The sequence below is a fragment of the Marinobacter sp. genome, from assembly GCF_046484525.1.
Taxonomy (GTDB): domain Bacteria; phylum Pseudomonadota; class Gammaproteobacteria; order Pseudomonadales; family Oleiphilaceae; genus Marinobacter.
In genome coordinates, this window is record NZ_JAWOIS010000021.1 from 52,371 (window position 1) to 71,312 (window position 18,942).

Genomic DNA, 18,942 nt, shown 5'->3' on the forward strand with positions numbered 1-18,942 from the left:
CTGGTTTACTGGGCCGGTGCCTGGACTGCAAAGTGCCGGAGTTGCAGGATGGAGACCATCTGCTGATCCAGTTCCAGCATGTCTGCCATGATGTGGCCACCCTCACGAATGACGAAGTCGAGCTCCTCATCGGTGGTGTCCAGATCTGCCGCCTGGGCGTCTTGCCAGTCTTCGAGGGCTTCCAGGGACTCGAACGGCTCCTCGCCGCGCAGTTCCCGGCGGGCATTGGCAATGGTCAGGCGGGTGCGCTCGATCTGCTCATGCTGGGCCTTGCGTTCCTTGAAGTTCAGGCTGACGGTCTCAAGCTGCCTCTGCTTTTCAAGGAATTCGATTTCCCTCTGAAGCAGCTTGAATTCCGGACTGGTGCCAAACCGGGTCTCGTGGCGTTTGCGCAGCTCACCGATGATCCCGCTGAAATCGAAATAGCGGGTGTGTGGCACCGCCTCAATCTGATCCCAGGGCAGGGCATGATCGAGGGCATCTTCACCGATCCGGGTCTTGTCGATCCTGGAAGGGATCTCAATGTCCGGAATCACGCCCTTATGCTGGGTGGAGCCACCGGACACCCGGTAGAACTTGGACTGGGTGATTTTCAGCTGACCGTGATTCAGCGGGCGAACCGCTTGTACGGTGCCTTTGCCGAAGGTTTGGGAGCCTACCACCAGCCCGCGACCATAATCCTGAATGGCGCCGGCAAAGATCTCCGAGGCCGAGGCGCTCATTCGGTTGACCAGTACCACCAGGGGACCATCGTAGGCGACCGACGGATCCTCATCGTTCAGGACCTGGACGTCGTTGTTGGCATTGCGGATCTGTACGGTGGGGCCCTTGTCGATAAACAGGCCGACCAGATCGTTGGCCTCGTGCAGGGCGCCGCCGCCATTGTTACGCAGGTCAACTACCAGGCCGTCGACGCCGTCATCCTGCAATTCCCCAATCAGCTTGCGCACATCCCGGGTCGTGCTCTTGTAGTTCGGATCACCGGCCTGCATGGCCTGGAAATCGGCATAGAAGGTGGGGATGGTGATCACACCTACCTTGTAATCCTCGCTGCCACGCTCAAGCTCAATCACGTCCTTGCTGGCGCTCTGCTCCTCGAGTTTCACTTCGTCCCGCTTGATGGCAATGGTCTTGGTGACCGTCTCGTCCGAAGCGTTGGCGGGAATTACGTCCAGGGTCACCACGGAATCCCGGGGGCCGCGGATGAGATCCACGACTTCATCCAGGCGCCAGCCAATTACGTTAACGGTTTTTTCGCCTTCCTGGCCCACAGCAACGATCCGGTCGGCTGGCTGCAGTTGGCCCTGTTTAGAGGCCGGGCCACCCGGCACCAGGCGCACAACCTTGGTGTACTCGTTATCGGATTGCAGGACGGCCCCGATGCCCTCCAGCGAGAGGCTCATATTGATGTTGAAGTTCTCGGAGGTGCGGGGAGAGAAGTAGGAGGTGTGCGGGTCCCACATGCTGGTAAAGGCATTCATGTAGGCCTGGAAAGCATCCTCGCTGCGAGCCTGGTAGGCGCGCTTGAGCTGGCCCTCGTAGCGCTGACGCAGGTTTTCTTCGATCTTGTCGTCTTCGGTGCCGTTCAGACGCTGCGCAAGCACCGCATTCTTGATGCGTTTGGTCCAGAGTTTGTCGAGCGCGGCGGTGTCAGGCTCCCAGTCTGCCTCGGACCGGTCCAGCAGGACGGTTTCCTCGGCGGAGAAGTCCAGCTTGTCGAGGCCCTGATCGAGCGTTTTCAACGCGAACTGGAGGCGTTCGATTATGCGTTGCTGGACCAGGTTGTAGATATCAAATCCGGGCTGGAGTTGGCCGGTTTTAAGGGCGGAGCCTAGCTGGGATTTTACCCTTTCAAACCGCCGGAGGTCCTCCTGGGTCAGGTAGATCCTTTGTCCATCAAGGTATTCCAGGTAGGAGCTGAAAACATCCCCGGAAAGTTCGTCGCTGATGCCCAGGTCTCGAAAGTGGGTGAACTGCAGCTGGCGGGCGATAAGAATGTTGGCCCGGGCCTGGTCAATGGTCGGTGCAACCGGTTCGTAGGCCGTGCTGTCTTCCGTTTTTGCCTGTAGCCCGAGTGACGTCGAGACCAGCAGGGCTACAGCCAGCGCCCGGCCAAGGCCTTTTCCTCGACCGGTGAATGGAAGGCGACGGGACATCATGTTTTCCGCGATGGTCATAAGTACTTACCTGACGGTGCTGGGTAATCGATAGCCACCTTCTGGCGATATCGAACGCGTGAGCGATAAATTTATTGTAGGCAAGCGCTTTCCCTGTTGCCATAGGCAGGGAGTATCGGTTCGTGACAATCTGTCCATGAAATCGTCAGGTTGGTAACCGGGAAGGACAAAACAACAGGCAAGAGTGCCAGCGGGTGAAAAACACCCGCTGGCCGGGTGGGATCAGGCGAAACCGGTATTGGTTTCAGCCTTCTCCAGGAGCATGCGCGGAGGCGCAAAACGCTCACCGAATTGTGACTCCAACTCCCTGGCGCGCTCGGTAAAGGCGCGCACACCATAGTGGTTGATGAACTGGATGGCGCCGCCGGTCCAGGGGGCATAGCCGATACCGAAGATGCTGCCGACGTTGGCATCTTCAACGGTTCTCAGCACACCCTCTTCAAGGCAGCGCACGGTTTCGATGGCCTGGATAAACAGGATTCGGTCCTTGAGGTCCCGCAGCGAGGTGCTTCGGGCCTTGTCCCGGTCAACGAAGAAGTTCTCGAGTTCCGGCCAGAGATATTTTTTGCCCTTGTCCGGATACTCATAGAAACCGGCGCCGGCCGCCTTGCCCTTGCGGCCATGTTCGTTGACCATCGCATCGATGATGGCTTCGGCGGGATGTGCCTTCCACGTTCCGCCGGCCGCCTCGGTGTCCTTTCTGCTCTGGTCCCGGATATGTTGCATAAGGGTCATGCTGACTTCATCCGAAATTGCCAGTGGACCCACCGGCATACCGGACAACACACCTGCGTTTTCAATACTCGACGGGTGAATACCTTCGCCGAGCATGGCAATGCCTTCATTTACGAAGGTGCCGAATACCCGGGAGGTGAAGAACCCCCGGCTGTCATTCACCACGATCGGGATCTTGCCGATCTGCTGGACGTAATCGAAGGCGCGGGCCAGGGTGTCATCGGAGGTTTTGGCGCCCACGATGATTTCCACCAGCTGCATCTTGTCCACCGGCGAGAAGAAGTGCAGACCGATGAAGTTCTCGGGCTTCCCGGAGGCTTCGGCCAGCTGCGTAATGGGGATGGTGGAGGTGTTGGAGGCGAAGATGCCGTTGGCTACCATTTTCGGTTCCGCTTCCCGGGTTACCTTGCCCTTGAGGGCGCTGTCCTCGAATACCGCCTCGATAATCAGGTCGCAACCCTCGAGATCATCTGCAGAGGCCGTCGGCGTAATCCTGTCCAGGGTGGCCGTCCTCTGCTCATCGGTCATCCGGCCACGGCTGACCTTTTTGTCCAGCAGTTGTTCGGAATAGCGTTTGCCTTTTCCGGCGTTCTCCACGGACACATCCTTGAGGACAACGTCGAGGCCGCGAACGGCGGTGGCATAGGCAATACCTGCCCCCATCATGCCCGCGCCCAGCACGCCCACCTTGCTGAAGGTCGCACGGTCAACACCGTCCGGTCGGCTACCACCCGCCTTGATGGCGTTGAGCTGGAACCAGAAGGTGCCCGTCATGTTCTTGGCGACCTGGCCCACCACCAATTCGGTGAAGTACCGGGTCTCGATCAGGCTGGCGTTATCGAAATCCACCTGCGCGCCTTCCACGGCGGCGGACAGAATGCGTTCAGGCGCCGGGTAACAGCCCTTGGTTTTCTGCTTGAGCATGGCCGGAGCAATGGCCAGCTTCTGGGCCATGGCCGGGTGGTGCGGTGCACCGCCGGGAAACTTGAAGCCTTTCTGATCCCAGGGCTGCTGTTTTTCCGAGTGGGCTTCAATGAAGGCCCGAGCGGTACCCAGCAGTTCCTCAGGGGTGCTGACCAGTTCATCCACAATACCGGCCTTCAGGGCCGCCTCAGGATTTACCTTCTTGCCCTCCATGAGGAAGGGGAAAGCGGCTTCCAGGCCAATCATCCGGGGCAGTCGCTGGGTGCCGCCACCACCGGGTAGCAGGCCCAGGGTGACTTCCGGTAGGCCCAGTTGGATGCTGTCGTCATCCAGAGCGATACGGTGGTGACAGGCGAGGGCAATTTCCAGTCCGCCACCGAGGGCAGTACCGTTGATGGCAGCGACAACGGGTTTGCCGGTGGTTTCCAGAAAACGCAGGTCGGCCTTGAGGCCATTGACCATGTCTTCAAATTCCTGGGCCTGGTCCCGGGTGACGCTATGCAGTTCCTTGAGGTCGCCGCCGGCGAAGAAGGTTTTCTTGGCCGAGGTGATGATAATGCCGCGGATGCTCTCAAGGTCGGCCTTTACCCGGCTGACGGTTTCGGACAGGCCGGCGCGGAAGTCCGCGTTCATGGTGTTGGCGGACTGGTTTGGCATGTCGATGGTGAGGGTCAGGATCTGGTCTGAACCCAGGTCGTACTTGATGGCACTCATGTTCGGTTCTCCTGTTGTGGAACGTGGGTTCAAACGCGCTGGATGATGGTGGCAATGCCCATGCCGCCGCCGACACAGAGAGTGGCGAGGCCATAGCGCAGTTCTCGGCGTTCCAGCTCATCCAGCAGGGTACCGAGGATGATGGCGCCGGTTGCACCCAGGGGGTGGCCCATGGCAATGGCGCCACCGTTCACGTTCACTTTCTCGTCCGGAACCGAGAGTTCCCTCTGGAAGCGCATTACCACGGAGGCGAAGGCTTCGTTCACTTCAAACAGGTCAATCTGATCTGCGGTCATGCCGGCTTTTTCCAGCGCCTTGCGGGCTGCCGGGGCGGGACCGGTCAGCATGATCGTCGGGTCGGTGCTGGTGACCGCGGTCGCGACGATGCGGGCCCGCGGGGTCAGCCCCAGGGCCTTGCCCTTGGCCTTGCTGCCGATGAGCATGGCGGTCGCGCCATCCACAATGCCGGAGGAGTTGCCGGCGTGGTGCACATGGTTGATCTTCTCCACGTAGTGGTATTTTTCACGGGCGACGCCGTCAAAGCCCATTTCGCCCATCATCTGGAAGGAAGGCTTGAGCCCGGCCAGGGATTCGAGGGTGGTGTTGCCGCGCACGTGTTCGTCCCGGTCCAGGATGACCACGCCGTTCCGGTCGGTGACGGGAATGATGGATTTGCTGAAATAGCCCTTTTCCCAGGCGTGGGCCGCTTTCCGCTGGGACCGGACGGCAAATCCGTCCACATCTTCCCGGCTGAAGCCCTCAATCGTGGCGATCAGGTCGGCACCGATGCCTTGGGGCATGAAACCGGTATGCAGGTTGGTTTCCGGATCGGTGGCCCAGGCTCCGCCGTCGGAACCCATGGGCACGCGGGACATGGCTTCCACACCACCGGCGACCACCAGGTCCTCCCACCCGGATCGGACTTTCATCGCGGCCAGGTTTACCGCCTCCAGGCCCGAGGCACAGAAGCGGTTGAGGGTAACGCCTGCTACTTTTTCGTCCCAGTTCGCCGCCAGTGCTGCGGTCTTGGCGATGTCGGCGCCCTGGTCTCCGACTGCGGTTACGCAACCCATGACGATGTCATCCACCTGGGCGGTGTCGAGGCTGTTGCGCTCCTGCAGGGATCGGAGCATTGAAGTCAGCAGGGTGATGGGTTTGACGCTGTGCAGCGAACCGTCTTTCTTGCCACGACCCCGGGGGGTGCGGACTGCGTCAAAGATATACGCCTCGGTGGTCATTACCTTTCCTCTGATGGTTTTGTCGGATTATCGTAATCAGTCGACTAACCATAGCCCCTGCAGGGCAGGGTGGGTAATGACGCGGGCTGCCAATCCCATTGGCGAAATTGCTCAGGACACCTAGTCCGCGTGGGGCGTTTATTGGCCGGTAACGCCGGAAAGGGCAGTGTTCAGTCTTTCCGAGAGAGCGGTCTCCGGGGTGTTGTCTGACGGTTTCAGGCACCACTGGGCAACCAGTTTCTCCAGCTCCGAGAGGCGGTCACCGGCTTGTTCGGTGTTGCCCATGCCCTCTGACAGGCGCTGGACCTGGATTTCCATCCGGTGTTGCTGGTCCTCGGCCGGTGATTCCGCGCCTGCCAGTATTTCGGCCCGGATCACCAGTTCCCGGTCTGACAGCCCGGCCTGGTTTGATGCCAGCGTTGGCCAATGATCGGGAAGATCGGACGGAGCCACACCGCCGTTGCCGCGGGCCCGGACCAGCTCTTGCCACCGATTGACCTTTTGCTGCAGGAGCTTGTTGTCCAGGGCCTGCTGGAACTGTATTCGGGCTGCCTGGACCCGGTCCCTCAAGTCCTGGGAGAGGGAGTTGCCCTTCATCTCCCGGAGCTTCTCAAGCGCATCCCCGAGGGTCTCATCGGAGCTGTCAGCGGTGACACCGGCCAGCTGGTCAAGAAGCTCGCTGGCTTCCCGGTCAGCGGTTTCGGTGGCCTGTTGGCGGGCATTGCGCTGGGCATCCCTTCGGGCAAAGATCTGGTCACAGGCTTTGCGGAAGGCTTGCCAAAGCTTGCGGTCCTCACGGTGACGGGTAATGCCGATGGCTTTCCACTCGGACTGCAACGCCTTGGCCTCGTTCATGGCTTCCTGCAGGGGTTCATGCTCGATCAGCGCCTCGGCTTTCTCCACGATGGCCTGTTTCAGGCCTTCATTGTTCCGACGCTCCTCGTCGAGCGGTGACTCGATGCGCTTCAGCAGGTCATCGAACCGTTTCTGCACCGGCCGGTTGTCACGGAATTCAACCGGCCAGGCCGCTTTCCACTCCTGCCGGGCGGTCTGGTGGATACGCTCAGCGCCTTTCCAGTCGATAGTGGTCCAGTCGGCATTCTCGAGGAAGGTCTCCAGCTCGGCACAAATGGCCTGGCGCTTTTGCAGGTTGGCCTGCTTGAGTCCGGATTTCGCCTCGAAATAGGCTTTGCACGGTTCGAAGGCGCGATCGGAGGCGCTCTTGAAGCGGGTCCAGAGAGCCCGGTCAGAGGAGCCGCCCAGCTCCCGCCATTCGGTTTGCAGCTCCTTGATGCGTTCGGCCTTCGCCTCCGGCTCCATGGGCTGTTCGGCGAGGTATTCCATCTGTTCGCACAGGGCAATCTGCTTGGGCTCCGTGGCAAAACCCTGCCAGTCGCTGAGTTCCCGGAACTGCCCGGTGAGCAACTGCATCTTGGCCTGGAATGGCTTGGCGTGGCGCCGGTCCAGGTCCCGGAACTGATTCTGTGCGGTCTTGAGGAGTTGTCGGGATTCCCTGAACTGCTTGGCCTCAAGCGCGGGTTCCAGTTTGTCCAGGATGGTTTTCAGGTTGTCGACAAGGGCCTTCTGGTCGCGCTGATCCTGGGTCTGCGCAGGCTTTTCTGTGTGTTTACCGGCCAGTTTTCGCACCGGCTCAAGTAGCTCCGGCTTCGGGAATTCACCGGGCCAATCGATTTCCCGGATCAGGGCTTTGGCCTGATCCTGCTGTTCAGCGGTGATGGCCTCACCGGAATCCAGGGCGGCGGTGAGTTCGTTGATGCCTTCGCGCTCCTGGGTCAGCCGCCGAAGTGCCGAAAGATAGTTTTTCAGGGCCTGCATGGCCGACTCGTAAGTTTTTCGTTCCTGTCGGGATACCTCGGTATCGCGGGTGGCTTCGAGCCAGCGGTTTTCCTGGGTTTTCTGGAGTGCATCCAGGGAGGAAAGTGAGGGCAGGGAATCATCAGTCTGGGATTTGAGGTCTTCCAGGGTTTTTGTGAGTAGTTTCAGAGTTTCCCCGCGCTGACGAAACTGGTTCTCGTGGCGTTTCTCTTCCTCGCGGGTTGCCTCCATATCCTGCAGGCGCTCGCGGCAACGATGGGTGGCCTCCAGGAATTGCTGTACCTGCTCCGCAGTTGCCTGGTTTTCAAGTTCCTTCCACTGGTTGGTCAGCGCTTCGAGTCGCGCCTGGAAAAGCTTGGTATCCTCGCTGCGCGCCTGCTCCTGCGCATTTTTGATCAGTGTAGAAATGGCGCGGGCGACGTTTTCCTGGCGCTCCAGGTCCTGGCGATGGGCCTGCAGCGCCTGTTTGGCAGTCTGGTAGACACCCTTGTCCCGGCCCTTGGCCTGCTTCTGGACCTTTTGCAGTTCGTCGGGGTCGGCCAGACCCCTGGCGGCAGAAAGGCGAATATCTGCGGTCACACCCTCAATTGCCAGTTTCCCCAGCTGCCCCTGGGAGGGGGAACTCTTGAGCAGTTCGAGTTGGCTCTCCCTCTGATCGGCTCGCGAATTTTCCTGTGATACCTGCGACTGTTCAGGTGCTTCCTTGCGGGCTTTTCCGGTCGACTCTGGTGACTTGCGGGATCTGAACAGTTTCTGGATGAATGCGGCCATGAAGGTGTCCTTTGGGATTGAAACCAGTCCTCGGTGTCCGGCAAAGTGTGCCGTCACCGGCCATCGGCCCTGTCGAGCCGGGTACACGCATAGTGCAGAGTCAGTTCGATTTTGAAGGACTCAACGCTATGCTTTGAAAATCGGTGGCTAGTCTAGCGTTTTGGATGCGTTCGCGGAAAGGGGCTGAATGGCAAAACAGGAAAATCAGGACGATCAGGAATACAAAGCACGGGCGGCGGCCCTCAGATTGCTGGCCCGCCGTGAACACAGTCGCCTGGAATTGTCCATGAAACTCAGGCAGCGCCGCTTCAATAGTGGTCTGATTGAGGCGGTGCTGGACGAATACGAGGAACAGGACTGGCTTGATGATGACCGGTTTGCCGATGTCTATGCCCGCCAGAGAATGGATCTCGGTTACGGCCCGCTGAGGATCCTTGGCGAACTGCAGCAACGCGGCGTTCACCATACGCCGGAATGCCTCGATGCGATGACCGATGAGGACTGGTGTGCGGTTGCTATCAGGCTGAGGGAACGGCGGTTCGGCCTATCAGACCTGCAGGACGACTGGGATGCAAAGCTCAAGCAGGGCAGGTTCCTGAATCGTCGTGGGTTTTCGGCCGCCCAGGTCGAACGGACCTTGGAGGCGCGGGAACTCCCGGAGGGCTGACTCGCCGCATGCGTCAGAGAGTGGGTGGGATCAGCCCCAGATCTTTGGGCAGGCTGGCCCTGAGCGCGGAAGTTGCCGGCTCTTCCGGGGTGCTGCCGGAATCGGCGGAAGCTGTCTCGGGCTCGATTCCCACAATTTGCGGTTCCTCCGGTTTCGCGGGAGGCGCGGGCGTTATCACCCTTGCCAGCACGTCGTAGTAGCGGCGGATATTCTGCACGTAGATCACCGGTTCCTGGCCACGGGCAAAGCCGTATCGAGTCTTGGTGTAATGCGCTTTCTGGGCCAGCAGCGGCAGGAATTCCTTAACGTCCATCCAGCGATCTGGATCCTTGCCAGCGCTTTCGGTCAGTCGTCGGGCATCTTCCAGGTGGCCGAAGCCGACATTGTAGGAGGCCAGGGCAAACCAGGTGCGGTCCGGTTCGGGAATTCTCTCCGGTATCTTGTCGTGGACCATCTGGAAGTACTTGGCACCGCCATGAATACTTTCCTCCGCGTCCAGCCGGTTGTTGATGCCGACGTAGCTTGCCGTGTTGCGGGTCAACATCATCAGGCCGCGGACACCGGTAGGTGAGACCGCATTCGGCCGCCAATGTGACTCCTGGTAACCGATGGCCGCGAGCAGGCGCCAGTCCATGTTGAAGTCCCGGGCATAGTCCCGGAACAGCTTCTCGTACTTCGGAAGGCGGTTTTCCACGTGGTGCATAAAAGTGCGGGCGCCGACATAGTTCAACCGGTCCAGGTGCCCGTAAAAACGCTCGGACAATTGCGCCAGCACACCGTCGTTCCGCAGCCGCTGAAGGAACTGCTCGGCGACCTCGGCCAGGGTGCCGTCCTGTTCTTTCGGGAACAGCCATACCAGTTCCCGCGGTTCGCCGAGGCTGAACGCCTCCTTCACATGCGGGTAAAAAACGTGGTTAAGCTCAAGTTCGTTGGAGGACACCACGGCAAACGGGAATTCGCCGCTCTCAACCCGTGCCAGAACGCCGGGAGCATCGAGGCCCGGATGAATCTCCCATGAAATGTCTCCCTCGGAAGCCGACGCTTCCAGGAGGTGTTCGTGATCGCTGTCGGCAACCAGGTGGAGAGTTTGCCCGGCCAGGGACTCAAGGGACTCGGGGTGTTCCATGTCCCGGTGATAGACTACAACGGATTGGGCCTGGATGCCGGTCGGGATGGCCTCGTATCTGTCCTTGAAGTCGGGCTGCAGGGACACTCCGGCCATGCCGATGTGGGCGAAGTTGCGCTCCAATACCGAAAGGATTTCCGTGTTGTCCTCGGCGATGCGCACCTTCAGCTCAACACCGATTTCGTCGGCAAACCGCTTTGCGAGCTCATGGTCATAGCCCGTTACCCCTTCTCGACCCTCGAAATACATGGAGGGTGCAATCCGGGTAATGACGTGGAGAACACCTTCATTCTGTATTTCCTGGACGGTACTCGGGCGCGAGCAACCCGTCAGAGCCAGCGTGGCTCCTAACAGAAACGCAAAATGCGCCGGAAAGGCGCCGAGGTGATTGAAAAATCTGGACAAATCCCTGATCTCCGTAGCAGCTGTATCAGCCACATACGCCCAGTTTCGCTGAGCGTATTCCTTTGTCATGCTGTGCGTAGCGTCCGTTGCCACGCTAACCATGATCCCCGCCCCGTCACGAATGGTCAATAAAATTGCTCAATTAACGTGCAAAATAATGTCAATTTTACAGTCCGGAATAACCGCACCGGCGCTGTATCCTCGATGCGCTTTCAAGTATCATTGCGGCCTTTCAAATAGCACCGGACTTCCTCTTTTCGCGCGATACAGGTTGATATCATGCTTGAACTTCGCGGCGCACCCGCGCTTTCGCCATTCCGCTCCCGCAAACTGCATTCCCGAATTCAGGAGGTTGTTCCTGAAGTCAAGCACGTCTATGCAGAGTTCATGCACTTTGTGGACCTGGAGTTTGATCTCTCCGAATCAGAGCAGGCCATTCTCGACCGCCTCCTGGTCTACGGGCCCAGCGTTCCGGTAGAGGAGCCGGATGGTGTTCTGTTCCTGGTGGTACCGAGACCCGGCACCCTGTCCCCCTGGTCGAGCAAGGCGACAGACATCGCCCGCAACTGCGGATTGCGTCAGGTCCATCGCATTGAACGGGGTGTCGCCTATTACATTCGGGCCACCAGGAAACTTGGCCTGGATCAGCGTGAAAAGATCGCAGCGCTGCTGCATGACCGGATGACCCAGAAGGTGTTTCACGAGATGGGCGGCGCCGAACTGCTGTTCAGTCACGAAGAGCCCCGCAACCTGGGCCGCGTACCGGTGTTGACGGGTGATCGTGACGCCCTGGTCAAAGCAAACCGGGACCTGGGCCTGGCGCTGGCGGATGACGAGATTGATTACCTGGTGAAATCCTTCACCGATCTCCAGCGTGACCCGACCGACGTCGAGCTGATGATGTTTGCCCAGGCGAACTCCGAGCATTGCCGCCACAAGATCTTCAACGCATCCTGGGATATCGATGGTGAGGGCCAGGAGAAATCCCTGTTTGCGATGATCCGGAATACCTATGAGATGAATAGCGAGGGTGTGTTGTCCGCGTATAAGGACAACGCCTCCGTGATCCGTGGCAGCCGCGGTGGCCGTTTCTTCCCGGACCCCGAGACCGGTGTTTACGGTTACAACGAGGAAGACATCCACATCCTGATGAAAGTGGAGACCCATAACCACCCGACGGCGATCGCGCCGGCGGCGGGTTCTGCCACCGGTTCCGGCGGCGAGATCCGGGACGAGGGCGCCACGGGTCGTGGCTCCAAGCCAAAGGCGGGGCTGACGGGGTTCACCGTATCCAACTTGAACCTGCCGGATGATCCCCAACCGTGGGAAATCGGCTACGGCAAGCCGGACCGGATCGTCTCCGCGCTGGATATCATGATCGAGGGCCCGATTGGCGGTGCTTCGTTCAACAACGAATTCGGCCGCCCGAACCTGGCGGGTTATTTCCGTACCTTCGAGGAGAAGGTGCCGGGTCCGGCCGGTGAGGAAGTGCGCGGCTACCACAAGCCGATCATGATTGCCGGCGGCCTTGGCAATATTCGTGAGCAACATGTGGAGAAGGGCAACATTCCGGTAGGTGCAAAGCTGATCGTACTGGGTGGCCCGTCGATGCTGATCGGCCTGGGTGGCGGTGCGGCGTCATCCATGGATTCCGGCACCAGTAATGAGAACCTGGATTTTGCCTCCGTGCAACGGGACAACCCTGAGATGGAGCGTCGCTGCCAGGAAGTTATTGACCGCTGCTGGCAGATGGGTGACAAAAACCCGATCTGCTTTATTCACGATGTCGGCGCTGGTGGTCTTTCCAACGCCATGCCTGAGCTGGTCAAGGACGGTGGCCGCGGCGGCAAATTCGAGCTCCGTGATATTCCCAGTGATGAGCCTGGTATGTCTCCGCTGGAGATCTGGTGCAACGAGTCCCAGGAACGTTACGTGATGGCGGTTGCGCCGGAGAACCTGGATCTGTTCGATGCCCTGTGTCGTCGCGAGCGTTGCCCTTACGCCGTCATAGGCGAGGCCACCGAAGAGCATCACCTCGAACTTGGCGATTCGTACTTTGACGACAAGCCCGTGGATCTGCCGATGGAAGTCCTGTTCGGCAAGCCGCCCCGTATGCACCGGAGCGTCAGCCGCTCCTCGTTCACCAAGCCAATCTTCGATTCCACCAGGATCGATGTGAACGATGCAATCCGCCGGGTGCTCCGTTTGCCGTCTGTAGGCTCCAAGAGCTTCCTGATCACCATCGGTGACCGGACCATTACCGGTCTGGTGGCCCGCGACCAGATGGTTGGTCCCTGGCAGGTGCCGGTGAGCGACGTGGCAGTCACGGCGAGTTCCTTCGACGTGCGCACCGGTGAAGCCATGGCCATGGGCGAGCGCACCCCGGTTGCGGTCATTGATGCGCCGGCATCCGGTCGTATGGCCGTGGGTGAAGTGATCACCAACCTGGTGGCGGCGCCGATTGCCAACCTGTCCGATATTCGCCTGTCCGCGAACTGGATGGCCGCGGCCGGCCATCCGGGTGAGGACGAAAACCTGTATGAAACCGTGCGTGCCGTGGGCATGGAATTGTGCCCGGCGCTGGGTATCACCATCCCGGTTGGCAAGGACTCCATGTCCATGAAGACCACCTGGGAAGAGGAGAGCGGTGAGCAGAAGAGTGTGACCGCGCCCCTTTCCCTGATCATCAGCGGTTTCGCGCCGGTGACCGACGTTGCCCGTACCCTGACGCCCGAACTGGCCACCGATGCCGGTGAAACTGACCTGATCCTGGTGGATCTGGCGGCCGGCCAGAACCGTCTTGGCGGCTCCGCCCTGGCACAGGTCTATCGCCATGTGGGTGCGGTGGCACCGGATCTGGATGACCCGGAAGACATCAAGGCGTTCTTTGCAGTCATTCAGGGCCTGAATGCGGACGGAAAACTGCTTGCCTACCACGACCGTTCCGACGGCGGTCTGTTCGTCACCCTGGCGGAAATGTGCTTTGCCGGTCGTACCGGTGTGGATATCAAGCTCGATGGCCTGGCTGAAGATGCCTCACAGTTCGCCCGTGAACTGTTCAACGAGGAACTCGGGGCGGTCATCCAGGTTCGCCGCGAGGACACCGGCTTCGTTCTGCAGCAGTTCTCCGGCGCTGGCCTGGGCGATCACACCAGTGTAATCGGTACCCTGAACGAGGACGATCGCCTGCGCCTGAGCTTCGAGGGTGAGAAAGTGGTGGACGAGCCTCGCAAGGAAATTCAGCGTCTGTGGGCGGAGACCAGCTACCGGATCCAGTCCCTCAGGGATAATGCCGACTGTGCCCAGGAAGAGTTCGATAACCTGCTGGATGCAGAAGATCCGGGTCTGCATGTTGATCTGAGCTTCGATCTCAACGAGGACGTTGCTGCCCCTTACATCAATACCGGCGCACGCCCGAAAGTCGCGGTCATGCGTGAGCAGGGCGTGAACGGCCAGGTGGAGATGGCAGCGGCATTCGACCGTGCCGGTTTCGAGGCGGTTGACGTGCACATGAGTGACTTGCTCGCCGGGCGGGTTACGCTGGATGCTTTCAACAGCCTGGTAGCCTGCGGTGGCTTCTCCTACGGCGATGTCCTGGGGGCTGGCGAGGGTTGGGCAAAGTCCATCCTGTTTAGCGATCGTGTCCGGGATCAGTTCGCCCAATTCTTTAACCGCCAGGATACGCTCGCGCTGGGCGTCTGTAACGGCTGCCAGATGCTGTCCAATCTTCACGAGCTGATTCCGGGTAGTGAAGGTTGGCCGCGCTTCGTGCGTAACCAGTCCGAACAGTTCGAGGCCCGGTTGGTGATGGTGGAAGTCGCTTCCTCGCCGTCCGTGTTCCTCGACGGTATGGCCGGTTCCCGGATGCCGATCGCGGTCGCCCATGGTGAGGGCCGGGTCGAATTTGCTTCCGGTGCGTCTTCCGGGGCACTGTCCGAGAACGAACTGGTTGCCTTGTGCTATGTCGATAACAGGGGCCAGGTAACTACGCGTTACCCTTACAACCCGAACGGCTCCGAGGAAGGTATCACGGGCGTCACCACCCGGGATGGGCGGGTTACCATCATGATGCCGCATCCGGAGCGGGTCTTCCGTGCCGTTCAGCATTCCTGGCGCCCGGAGGGCTGGCAGGAAGATGGACCCTGGCTGCGGATGTTCCGTAATGCGAGACGCTGGTTAGGTTAAGCGATACTGAACCGGAAGCCGGTGTCGGAGATGCTCCCTGAGAGTATGTTCCGGCACCGGCTTTTTTGTTTTGGCCTATGCTCCTTTTCAGGGCGGTTTTCAAGGAAAAAATGTCCCGGATTTTGCAAAAATCCCCTTGACTCAATAACTTTATGCACACTCCTAATGCTTCGTTGTGTGATCTGTGCACAAAACCCGGGAAATTGGTTCAATAATTCGCCGGATGTTATAACCCATTGAAATATAAAATATTTATGAGTTGGGCCATTTTGTCGCCAATTTGAGTGGAGTCCAGTAATCATGGGGGTTCCGGGAATGTTCCCAAAAACTTTCCCCAGAGTTATCCACAGATTCTGTGGGTAAGTTTCTAAGTTATTAATCTGTACAAAAAATATCCGATCTCACAGGAGGTTTCATGTACAAGATGTGCTATTTCGTTCCGGAATCTCACCTTGAGCAAACCAAGCAGGCATTATTTGCGACTGGGGCAGGCCGGATCGGTGACTACGACAGTTGTGCCTGGCAATGCAGGGGGCAGGGCCAATTCCGTCCGCTGGAAGGCAGTGATCCCTATCTTGGTTCGCAGGGTGAAGTCGAGATAGTGGATGAGTTCAAGGTGGAGCTGGTCTGTGCGGACAGTCTTATTCATGACGCATTGAAAGCGCTCAAGCAGGCTCATCCCTATGAGGAGCCTGCCTATGAGATATTCCGAATCGAGGTTCTCTGATCAGGCCTTGCCTGAGGCAGACATCGGGCGCCGGATGTCCTTGAGGTGAATCTGGTAGTTTTCTGTCTTCATGTCTTCGAGGAACAGTTCCAGGGTTTTGCGGACCGTTGGGAAAGAGATTTCATCCCAGGGGATGTCCTCTACCGCAAACAATCTGGACTCCAGGGATTCCTCCCCGGCGCCAAATCGGCCCCCGATAAGAGTGGCCCGGTAAAACATGTGCACTTGGTTGATGTGTGGAACATCAATGATTGAGAACAGGCCATGGATATCCACTTCGGCCAGGGCCTCTTCACGGGTTTCCCGCGCTGCGGCCTCAATGGTGGTTTCGGCGTTCTCCATGAACCCCGCAGGAAGGGTCCAGTAACCGTACCTGGGTTCGATGGCGCGTTTACAGAGCAAAATCTTGCCTTCCCAGATCGGAACCGTACCGGCGATAATCCTCGGGTTCTGGTAATGTATGGTCTCGCAGCTGACACAGACATAGCGGTGCCGGTTATCGCCTTCGGGGATGCGTTGTTCCACCGGATGGCCGCATGTGCTGCAGTACTTCATGATTTTCCCCGTATACTGAATTGGTTTTGGTAGTCAGTTTAACGATACCGACTGCTGCTGTCCCACCTAACAGAAAGAAGTTCCCGGGAGACCAGATTTGCGAGATTTTCTCACTGAGCGACTGGCTGGCTATGCCCCACAACAGCTCGCCCTTGATTATCCCGAAGCCGGGATCCTGGTGCCGGTTACCGATGATCCCCGCAATCCGGAAATGGTGTTTACGCTTCGTTCCTCCAATCTGAGCACCCATCGGGGGCAGGTGGCCTATCCCGGTGGCAAGCGGGATCCCGGGGATCCTTCCCTGGCGGCGACGGCGCTGCGGGAAACTCATGAGGAAATCGGTTTGCCACCGGATCAGGTGGAGGTGATAGCCCCGCTGAGTCAGGTCATGTCCCGATACGGTATCCTGGTGACTCCCTACGTTGGGGTGGTGCCCGCTGATCACTCGCTCGAGCCCAACCCGGCGGAAATCGAAAGCGTGTTCCGGGTTCCCCTGTCGTTTTTCCTGGAGGACCGCCGGGAACGAACCGATGCACTCAGTTTTCTCAACAATACTTTCTACGTTCCCTGCTATCGCTGGGAGCGTTACCAGATATGGGGCCTGTCCGCGGTGGTTCTGGTTGACTTCCTGAACGCCGTGTACGATTCCCGGATTGATTTGCTGGAACCCCCTCAAGGAGGCTGACATGTTTTACGAGCTTGGAGATCGCAGGCCGCAGCTGGAAGGCGACAACCAGTTTGTTGCTCATAATGCGACCGTGATCGGCAACGTCAAGCTGATGGAAAAGAGCAGTGTCTGGTACAACGTGGTGATCCGTGGTGACAACGAACTGATCACCATCGGCCCGGAAACCAATGTTCAGGATGGCTCGGTGCTTCATACCGATCCCGGGATTCCTCTGACCCTTGGTCGGGGGGTGACAGTTGGCCACAAGGTCATGCTTCACGGATGTAAGATCGGCGACTATTCTCTCATCGGAATCAACGCGGTTGTGCTCAATGGCGCCAAGATCGGCAAGCACTGCCTGATCGGTGCCAATACCCTGATCCCGGAGGGCATGGAGATTCCGGACGGTTCAATGGTTGTCGGCTCCCCCGGCAAGATCAAACGTGAATTGAACGACAACCAGAAGAAGATGCTGGAGATGAGTGCAGCCCATTACGTCGAGAATGGCGCCCGGTACATTCAACAACTGACAGCCTGCGATCCTGATAAATGAACGTATCCGATAAAGTCCGCTCACCCTGTGTGAGTGTGTGTGCCCTGGACGAGAACGATGTCTGTATCGGATGTCATCGTACGGGGGACGAAATCCTGTGCTGGACCCAGATGACCAATGACGAGCGTAGGAAAGTCCTGCGCGAGGTGGCAAAGCGAGAAGAAAAGGTGGCCCTCTGACATGACAGATAACAGCAGCGTACGTATCGGTACTCCTTTAAAGAACAATGCCTTCAAGGTGTTGTTTTGCGGCTCCGGTGAACTTGGCAAGGAAGTGGTCATCGAGTTGCAGCGTTACGGCGTGGAGGTAATCGCTGTTGATCGCTATGCCAATGCGCCGGCGATGCAGGTTGCTCATCGCTCCCATGTGATCGATATGCTTGATGCTGCTGCGCTGCGTTCAGTGATCGAACAGGAGAAACCGGACCTCATTGTTCCGGAAATCGAGGCGATCGCTACCCCGGAACTGGTGAAGCTGGAGAAAGAGGGGTACCGGGTTATCCCGACTGCCCGGGCGGTTAACCTGACCATGAACCGGGAAGGGATTCGTCGGCTGGCTGCCGAGGAGCTTGGCCTGCCCACGTCACCCTACCGATTTGCCGGTAACAAAGAGGATTATCTGGCGGCTGTAGGGGAGATTGGTTTACCCCTGGTGGTCAAGCCGGTGATGAGCTCCTCCGGTAAAGGGCAGAGTACGGTCAAGACCGAGGGTGATATCGAGGCTGCCTGGGAGTATGCGCAAAGCGGGGGGCGCGCCGGTAAGGGGCGGGTGATCGTTGAAGGCTTCGTGGACTTTGATTATGAGATCACCCTTCTGACCTTGCGTCATCGTGATGGGATCTCCTTCTGCGAGTCGATTGGTCATCGCCAGGAGGATGGAGACTACCGGGAATCCTGGCAACCCCAGCCGATGTCAGCGAAGGCGCTGGAACGTTCCCGTGAGATCGCCGCCGCCGTGGTTGAAGACCTGGGAGGCTACGGAATCTACGGCGTGGAGCTGTTTGTTAAGGGAGACGATGTCTGGTTTTCCGAAGTATCTCCACGCCCCCATGATACCGGTCTGGTAACGCTGGTCTCCCAGGATCTTTCCGAGTTCGCGCTTCACGCTCGCGCGATCCTTGGTCTGCCGGTTCCCGCTATCCGCCAGAACGGCCCGAGCGCATCGGCGGTGGTACTTCCCGAAGGTGATTCCGGCGAGGTGGCATACGCTGATCTGCAATCTGCTTTGACAGAGCCGGATACACAGCTGCGCCTGTTCGGTAAGCCCGAACTCAAAGGAAGGCGACGGATGGGGGTGGCGCTGGCCCGGGGACAGTCAATAGAAGAGGCCAGGGTAAAGGCCCGTAACGCTGCCGCTGCAGTAAAGGTAGAGGTCTGATTTTCTCCCTGGGTGGATTGCGTGCCTCCGGGTAATTGCAGGGTGGTGCATTCTCAGTATGGTTTTTGAACGAACTGTTCAGCGTTTAACCGGTCGAATAGGTGGATACCGAAGCTCTGGAAAATAAACCGAAATTGGTCGTTGACAGTTTTCCTGAGGGCTGTAGAATGCGCACCACTTCTGAGGGACAAGCCACTGAGACAGCGGCGGCCCGGAGGAGGTAACTGTTTGAAAGCGCTGAAGAAAAACGATTTCAGATTTCTTCAGAAAGCGGTTGACAAGGTG

At 58.7% G+C, this 18,942-nt stretch carries 14 protein-coding genes; 7 read left to right on the forward strand and 7 right to left on the reverse strand.

Features of this window, described 5'->3' with window-relative positions:
• Nucleotides 1-5: 5 nt before the first annotated feature.
• The 4 genes from R6W86_RS04975 to R6W86_RS04990 all read right to left on the reverse strand — a co-directional run bounded on the left by R6W86_RS04975 (nt 6) and on the right by R6W86_RS04990 (nt 8,395).
• Nucleotides 6-2,177 carry a carboxy terminal-processing peptidase gene (locus R6W86_RS04975; RefSeq protein ID WP_410328276.1) on the reverse strand — a complete coding sequence of 724 codons (2,172 nt, stop codon included), beginning with the start codon at nt 2,175-2,177 and terminating at the stop codon, nt 6-8.
• 222 nt (nt 2,178-2,399) lie between these two features.
• Nucleotides 2,400-4,550 (reverse strand): 3-hydroxyacyl-CoA dehydrogenase NAD-binding domain-containing protein, encoded by a 2,151-nt coding sequence (locus R6W86_RS04980; protein WP_410328277.1) that lies wholly within the window; start codon nt 4,548-4,550, stop codon nt 2,400-2,402.
• Between the two features lie 29 nt (nt 4,551-4,579).
• A complete protein-coding gene (locus R6W86_RS04985; protein ID WP_410328278.1) occupies nt 4,580-5,788 on the reverse strand; it encodes an acetyl-CoA C-acetyltransferase in 1,209 nt (402 codons plus the stop codon).
• Nucleotides 5,789-5,926: 138 nt separating this feature from the next.
• On the reverse strand, nt 5,927-8,395 hold the full coding sequence (locus R6W86_RS04990) for a DUF349 domain-containing protein (RefSeq protein WP_410328279.1): 2,469 nt from the start codon (nt 8,393-8,395) through the stop codon (nt 5,927-5,929).
• Between the two features lie 187 nt (nt 8,396-8,582).
• On the opposite strand from R6W86_RS04990, the gene R6W86_RS04995 reads away from it, so the two are divergent.
• Nucleotides 8,583-9,062, forward strand: coding sequence for a regulatory protein RecX (locus R6W86_RS04995; protein WP_410328280.1), 480 nt, complete (start codon nt 8,583-8,585; stop codon nt 9,060-9,062).
• Nucleotides 9,063-9,075: 13 nt separating this feature from the next.
• On the opposite strand, the gene mltF is transcribed toward R6W86_RS04995, so the two are convergent.
• Nucleotides 9,076-10,593 carry a membrane-bound lytic murein transglycosylase MltF gene (mltF, locus tag R6W86_RS05000; RefSeq protein WP_410328281.1) on the reverse strand — a complete coding sequence of 506 codons (1,518 nt, stop codon included), beginning with the start codon at nt 10,591-10,593 and terminating at the stop codon, nt 9,076-9,078.
• A 279-nt stretch (nt 10,594-10,872) separates the two neighbouring features.
• On the opposite strand from mltF, the gene purL reads away from it, so the two are divergent.
• Nucleotides 10,873-14,778 (forward strand): phosphoribosylformylglycinamidine synthase, encoded by a 3,906-nt coding sequence (gene purL / locus R6W86_RS05005; RefSeq protein WP_410328282.1) that lies wholly within the window; start codon nt 10,873-10,875, stop codon nt 14,776-14,778.
• A 415-nt stretch (nt 14,779-15,193) separates the two neighbouring features.
• Nucleotides 15,194-15,505 (forward strand): NGG1p interacting factor NIF3, encoded by a 312-nt coding sequence (locus tag R6W86_RS05010; protein WP_410328283.1) that lies wholly within the window; start codon nt 15,194-15,196, stop codon nt 15,503-15,505.
• Here the strand turns inward: R6W86_RS05010 and R6W86_RS05015 are convergent, their stop codons facing one another.
• Nucleotides 15,506-16,060 (reverse strand): NUDIX hydrolase, encoded by a 555-nt coding sequence (locus R6W86_RS05015; RefSeq protein WP_410328284.1) that lies wholly within the window; start codon nt 16,058-16,060, stop codon nt 15,506-15,508. It lies immediately after the preceding gene.
• Between the two features lie 97 nt (nt 16,061-16,157).
• Here R6W86_RS05015 and R6W86_RS05020 point away from each other — a divergent pair, with 97 nt between their 5' ends.
• Genes R6W86_RS05020 through purT form a run of 4 tightly spaced genes read left to right on the forward strand, consistent with a single transcriptional unit; the run spans nt 16,158 to nt 18,657 of the window.
• Entirely contained in the window at nt 16,158-16,745 is a 588-nt protein-coding gene (locus R6W86_RS05020; protein WP_410328285.1) for an NUDIX hydrolase, read from the forward strand.
• A 1-nt stretch (nt 16,746) separates the two neighbouring features.
• Nucleotides 16,747-17,280 (forward strand): gamma carbonic anhydrase family protein, encoded by a 534-nt coding sequence (locus R6W86_RS05025; RefSeq protein ID WP_410328286.1) that lies wholly within the window; start codon nt 16,747-16,749, stop codon nt 17,278-17,280.
• Nucleotides 17,277-17,459, forward strand: a complete 183-nt coding sequence (locus tag R6W86_RS05030; protein ID WP_410328287.1) for a DUF1289 domain-containing protein — start codon at nt 17,277-17,279, stop codon at nt 17,457-17,459. Before R6W86_RS05025 ends, R6W86_RS05030 begins: the two co-directional genes overlap by 4 nt.
• A gap of 1 nt (nt 17,460) precedes the next feature.
• Complete coding sequence (purT, locus tag R6W86_RS05035; protein WP_410328288.1) at nt 17,461-18,657, forward strand: formate-dependent phosphoribosylglycinamide formyltransferase; 1,197 nt, start codon at nt 17,461-17,463, stop codon at nt 18,655-18,657.
• Nucleotides 18,658-18,735: 78 nt separating this feature from the next.
• On the opposite strand, the gene R6W86_RS05040 is transcribed toward purT, so the two are convergent.
• On the reverse strand, nt 18,736-18,942 hold a 207-nt coding region (locus R6W86_RS05040), incomplete at its 5' end, for a hypothetical protein (RefSeq protein WP_410328289.1).

Coding starts and splice junctions, on each gene's coding strand:
- R6W86_RS05015 (WP_410328284.1), bottom strand. CDS start 16,060: ATGAAGTACTGCAGCACATGCGGCCATCCGGTGGAACAACGCATCCCC.
- R6W86_RS04990 (WP_410328279.1), bottom strand. CDS start 8,395: ATGGCCGCATTCATCCAGAAACTGTTCAGATCCCGCAAGTCACCAGAG.
- R6W86_RS05025 (WP_410328286.1), top strand. CDS start 16,747: ATGTTTTACGAGCTTGGAGATCGCAGGCCGCAGCTGGAAGGCGACAAC.
- purT (WP_410328288.1), top strand. CDS start 17,461: ATGACAGATAACAGCAGCGTACGTATCGGTACTCCTTTAAAGAACAAT.
- R6W86_RS04985 (WP_410328278.1), bottom strand. CDS start 5,788: ATGACCACCGAGGCGTATATCTTTGACGCAGTCCGCACCCCCCGGGGT.
- R6W86_RS04980 (WP_410328277.1), bottom strand. CDS start 4,550: ATGAGTGCCATCAAGTACGACCTGGGTTCAGACCAGATCCTGACCCTC.
- R6W86_RS05010 (WP_410328283.1), top strand. CDS start 15,194: ATGTACAAGATGTGCTATTTCGTTCCGGAATCTCACCTTGAGCAAACC.
- R6W86_RS05030 (WP_410328287.1), top strand. CDS start 17,277: ATGAACGTATCCGATAAAGTCCGCTCACCCTGTGTGAGTGTGTGTGCC.
- R6W86_RS04995 (WP_410328280.1), top strand. CDS start 8,583: ATGGCAAAACAGGAAAATCAGGACGATCAGGAATACAAAGCACGGGCG.
- purL (WP_410328282.1), top strand. CDS start 10,873: ATGCTTGAACTTCGCGGCGCACCCGCGCTTTCGCCATTCCGCTCCCGC.
- R6W86_RS04975 (WP_410328276.1), bottom strand. CDS start 2,177: ATGACCATCGCGGAAAACATGATGTCCCGTCGCCTTCCATTCACCGGT.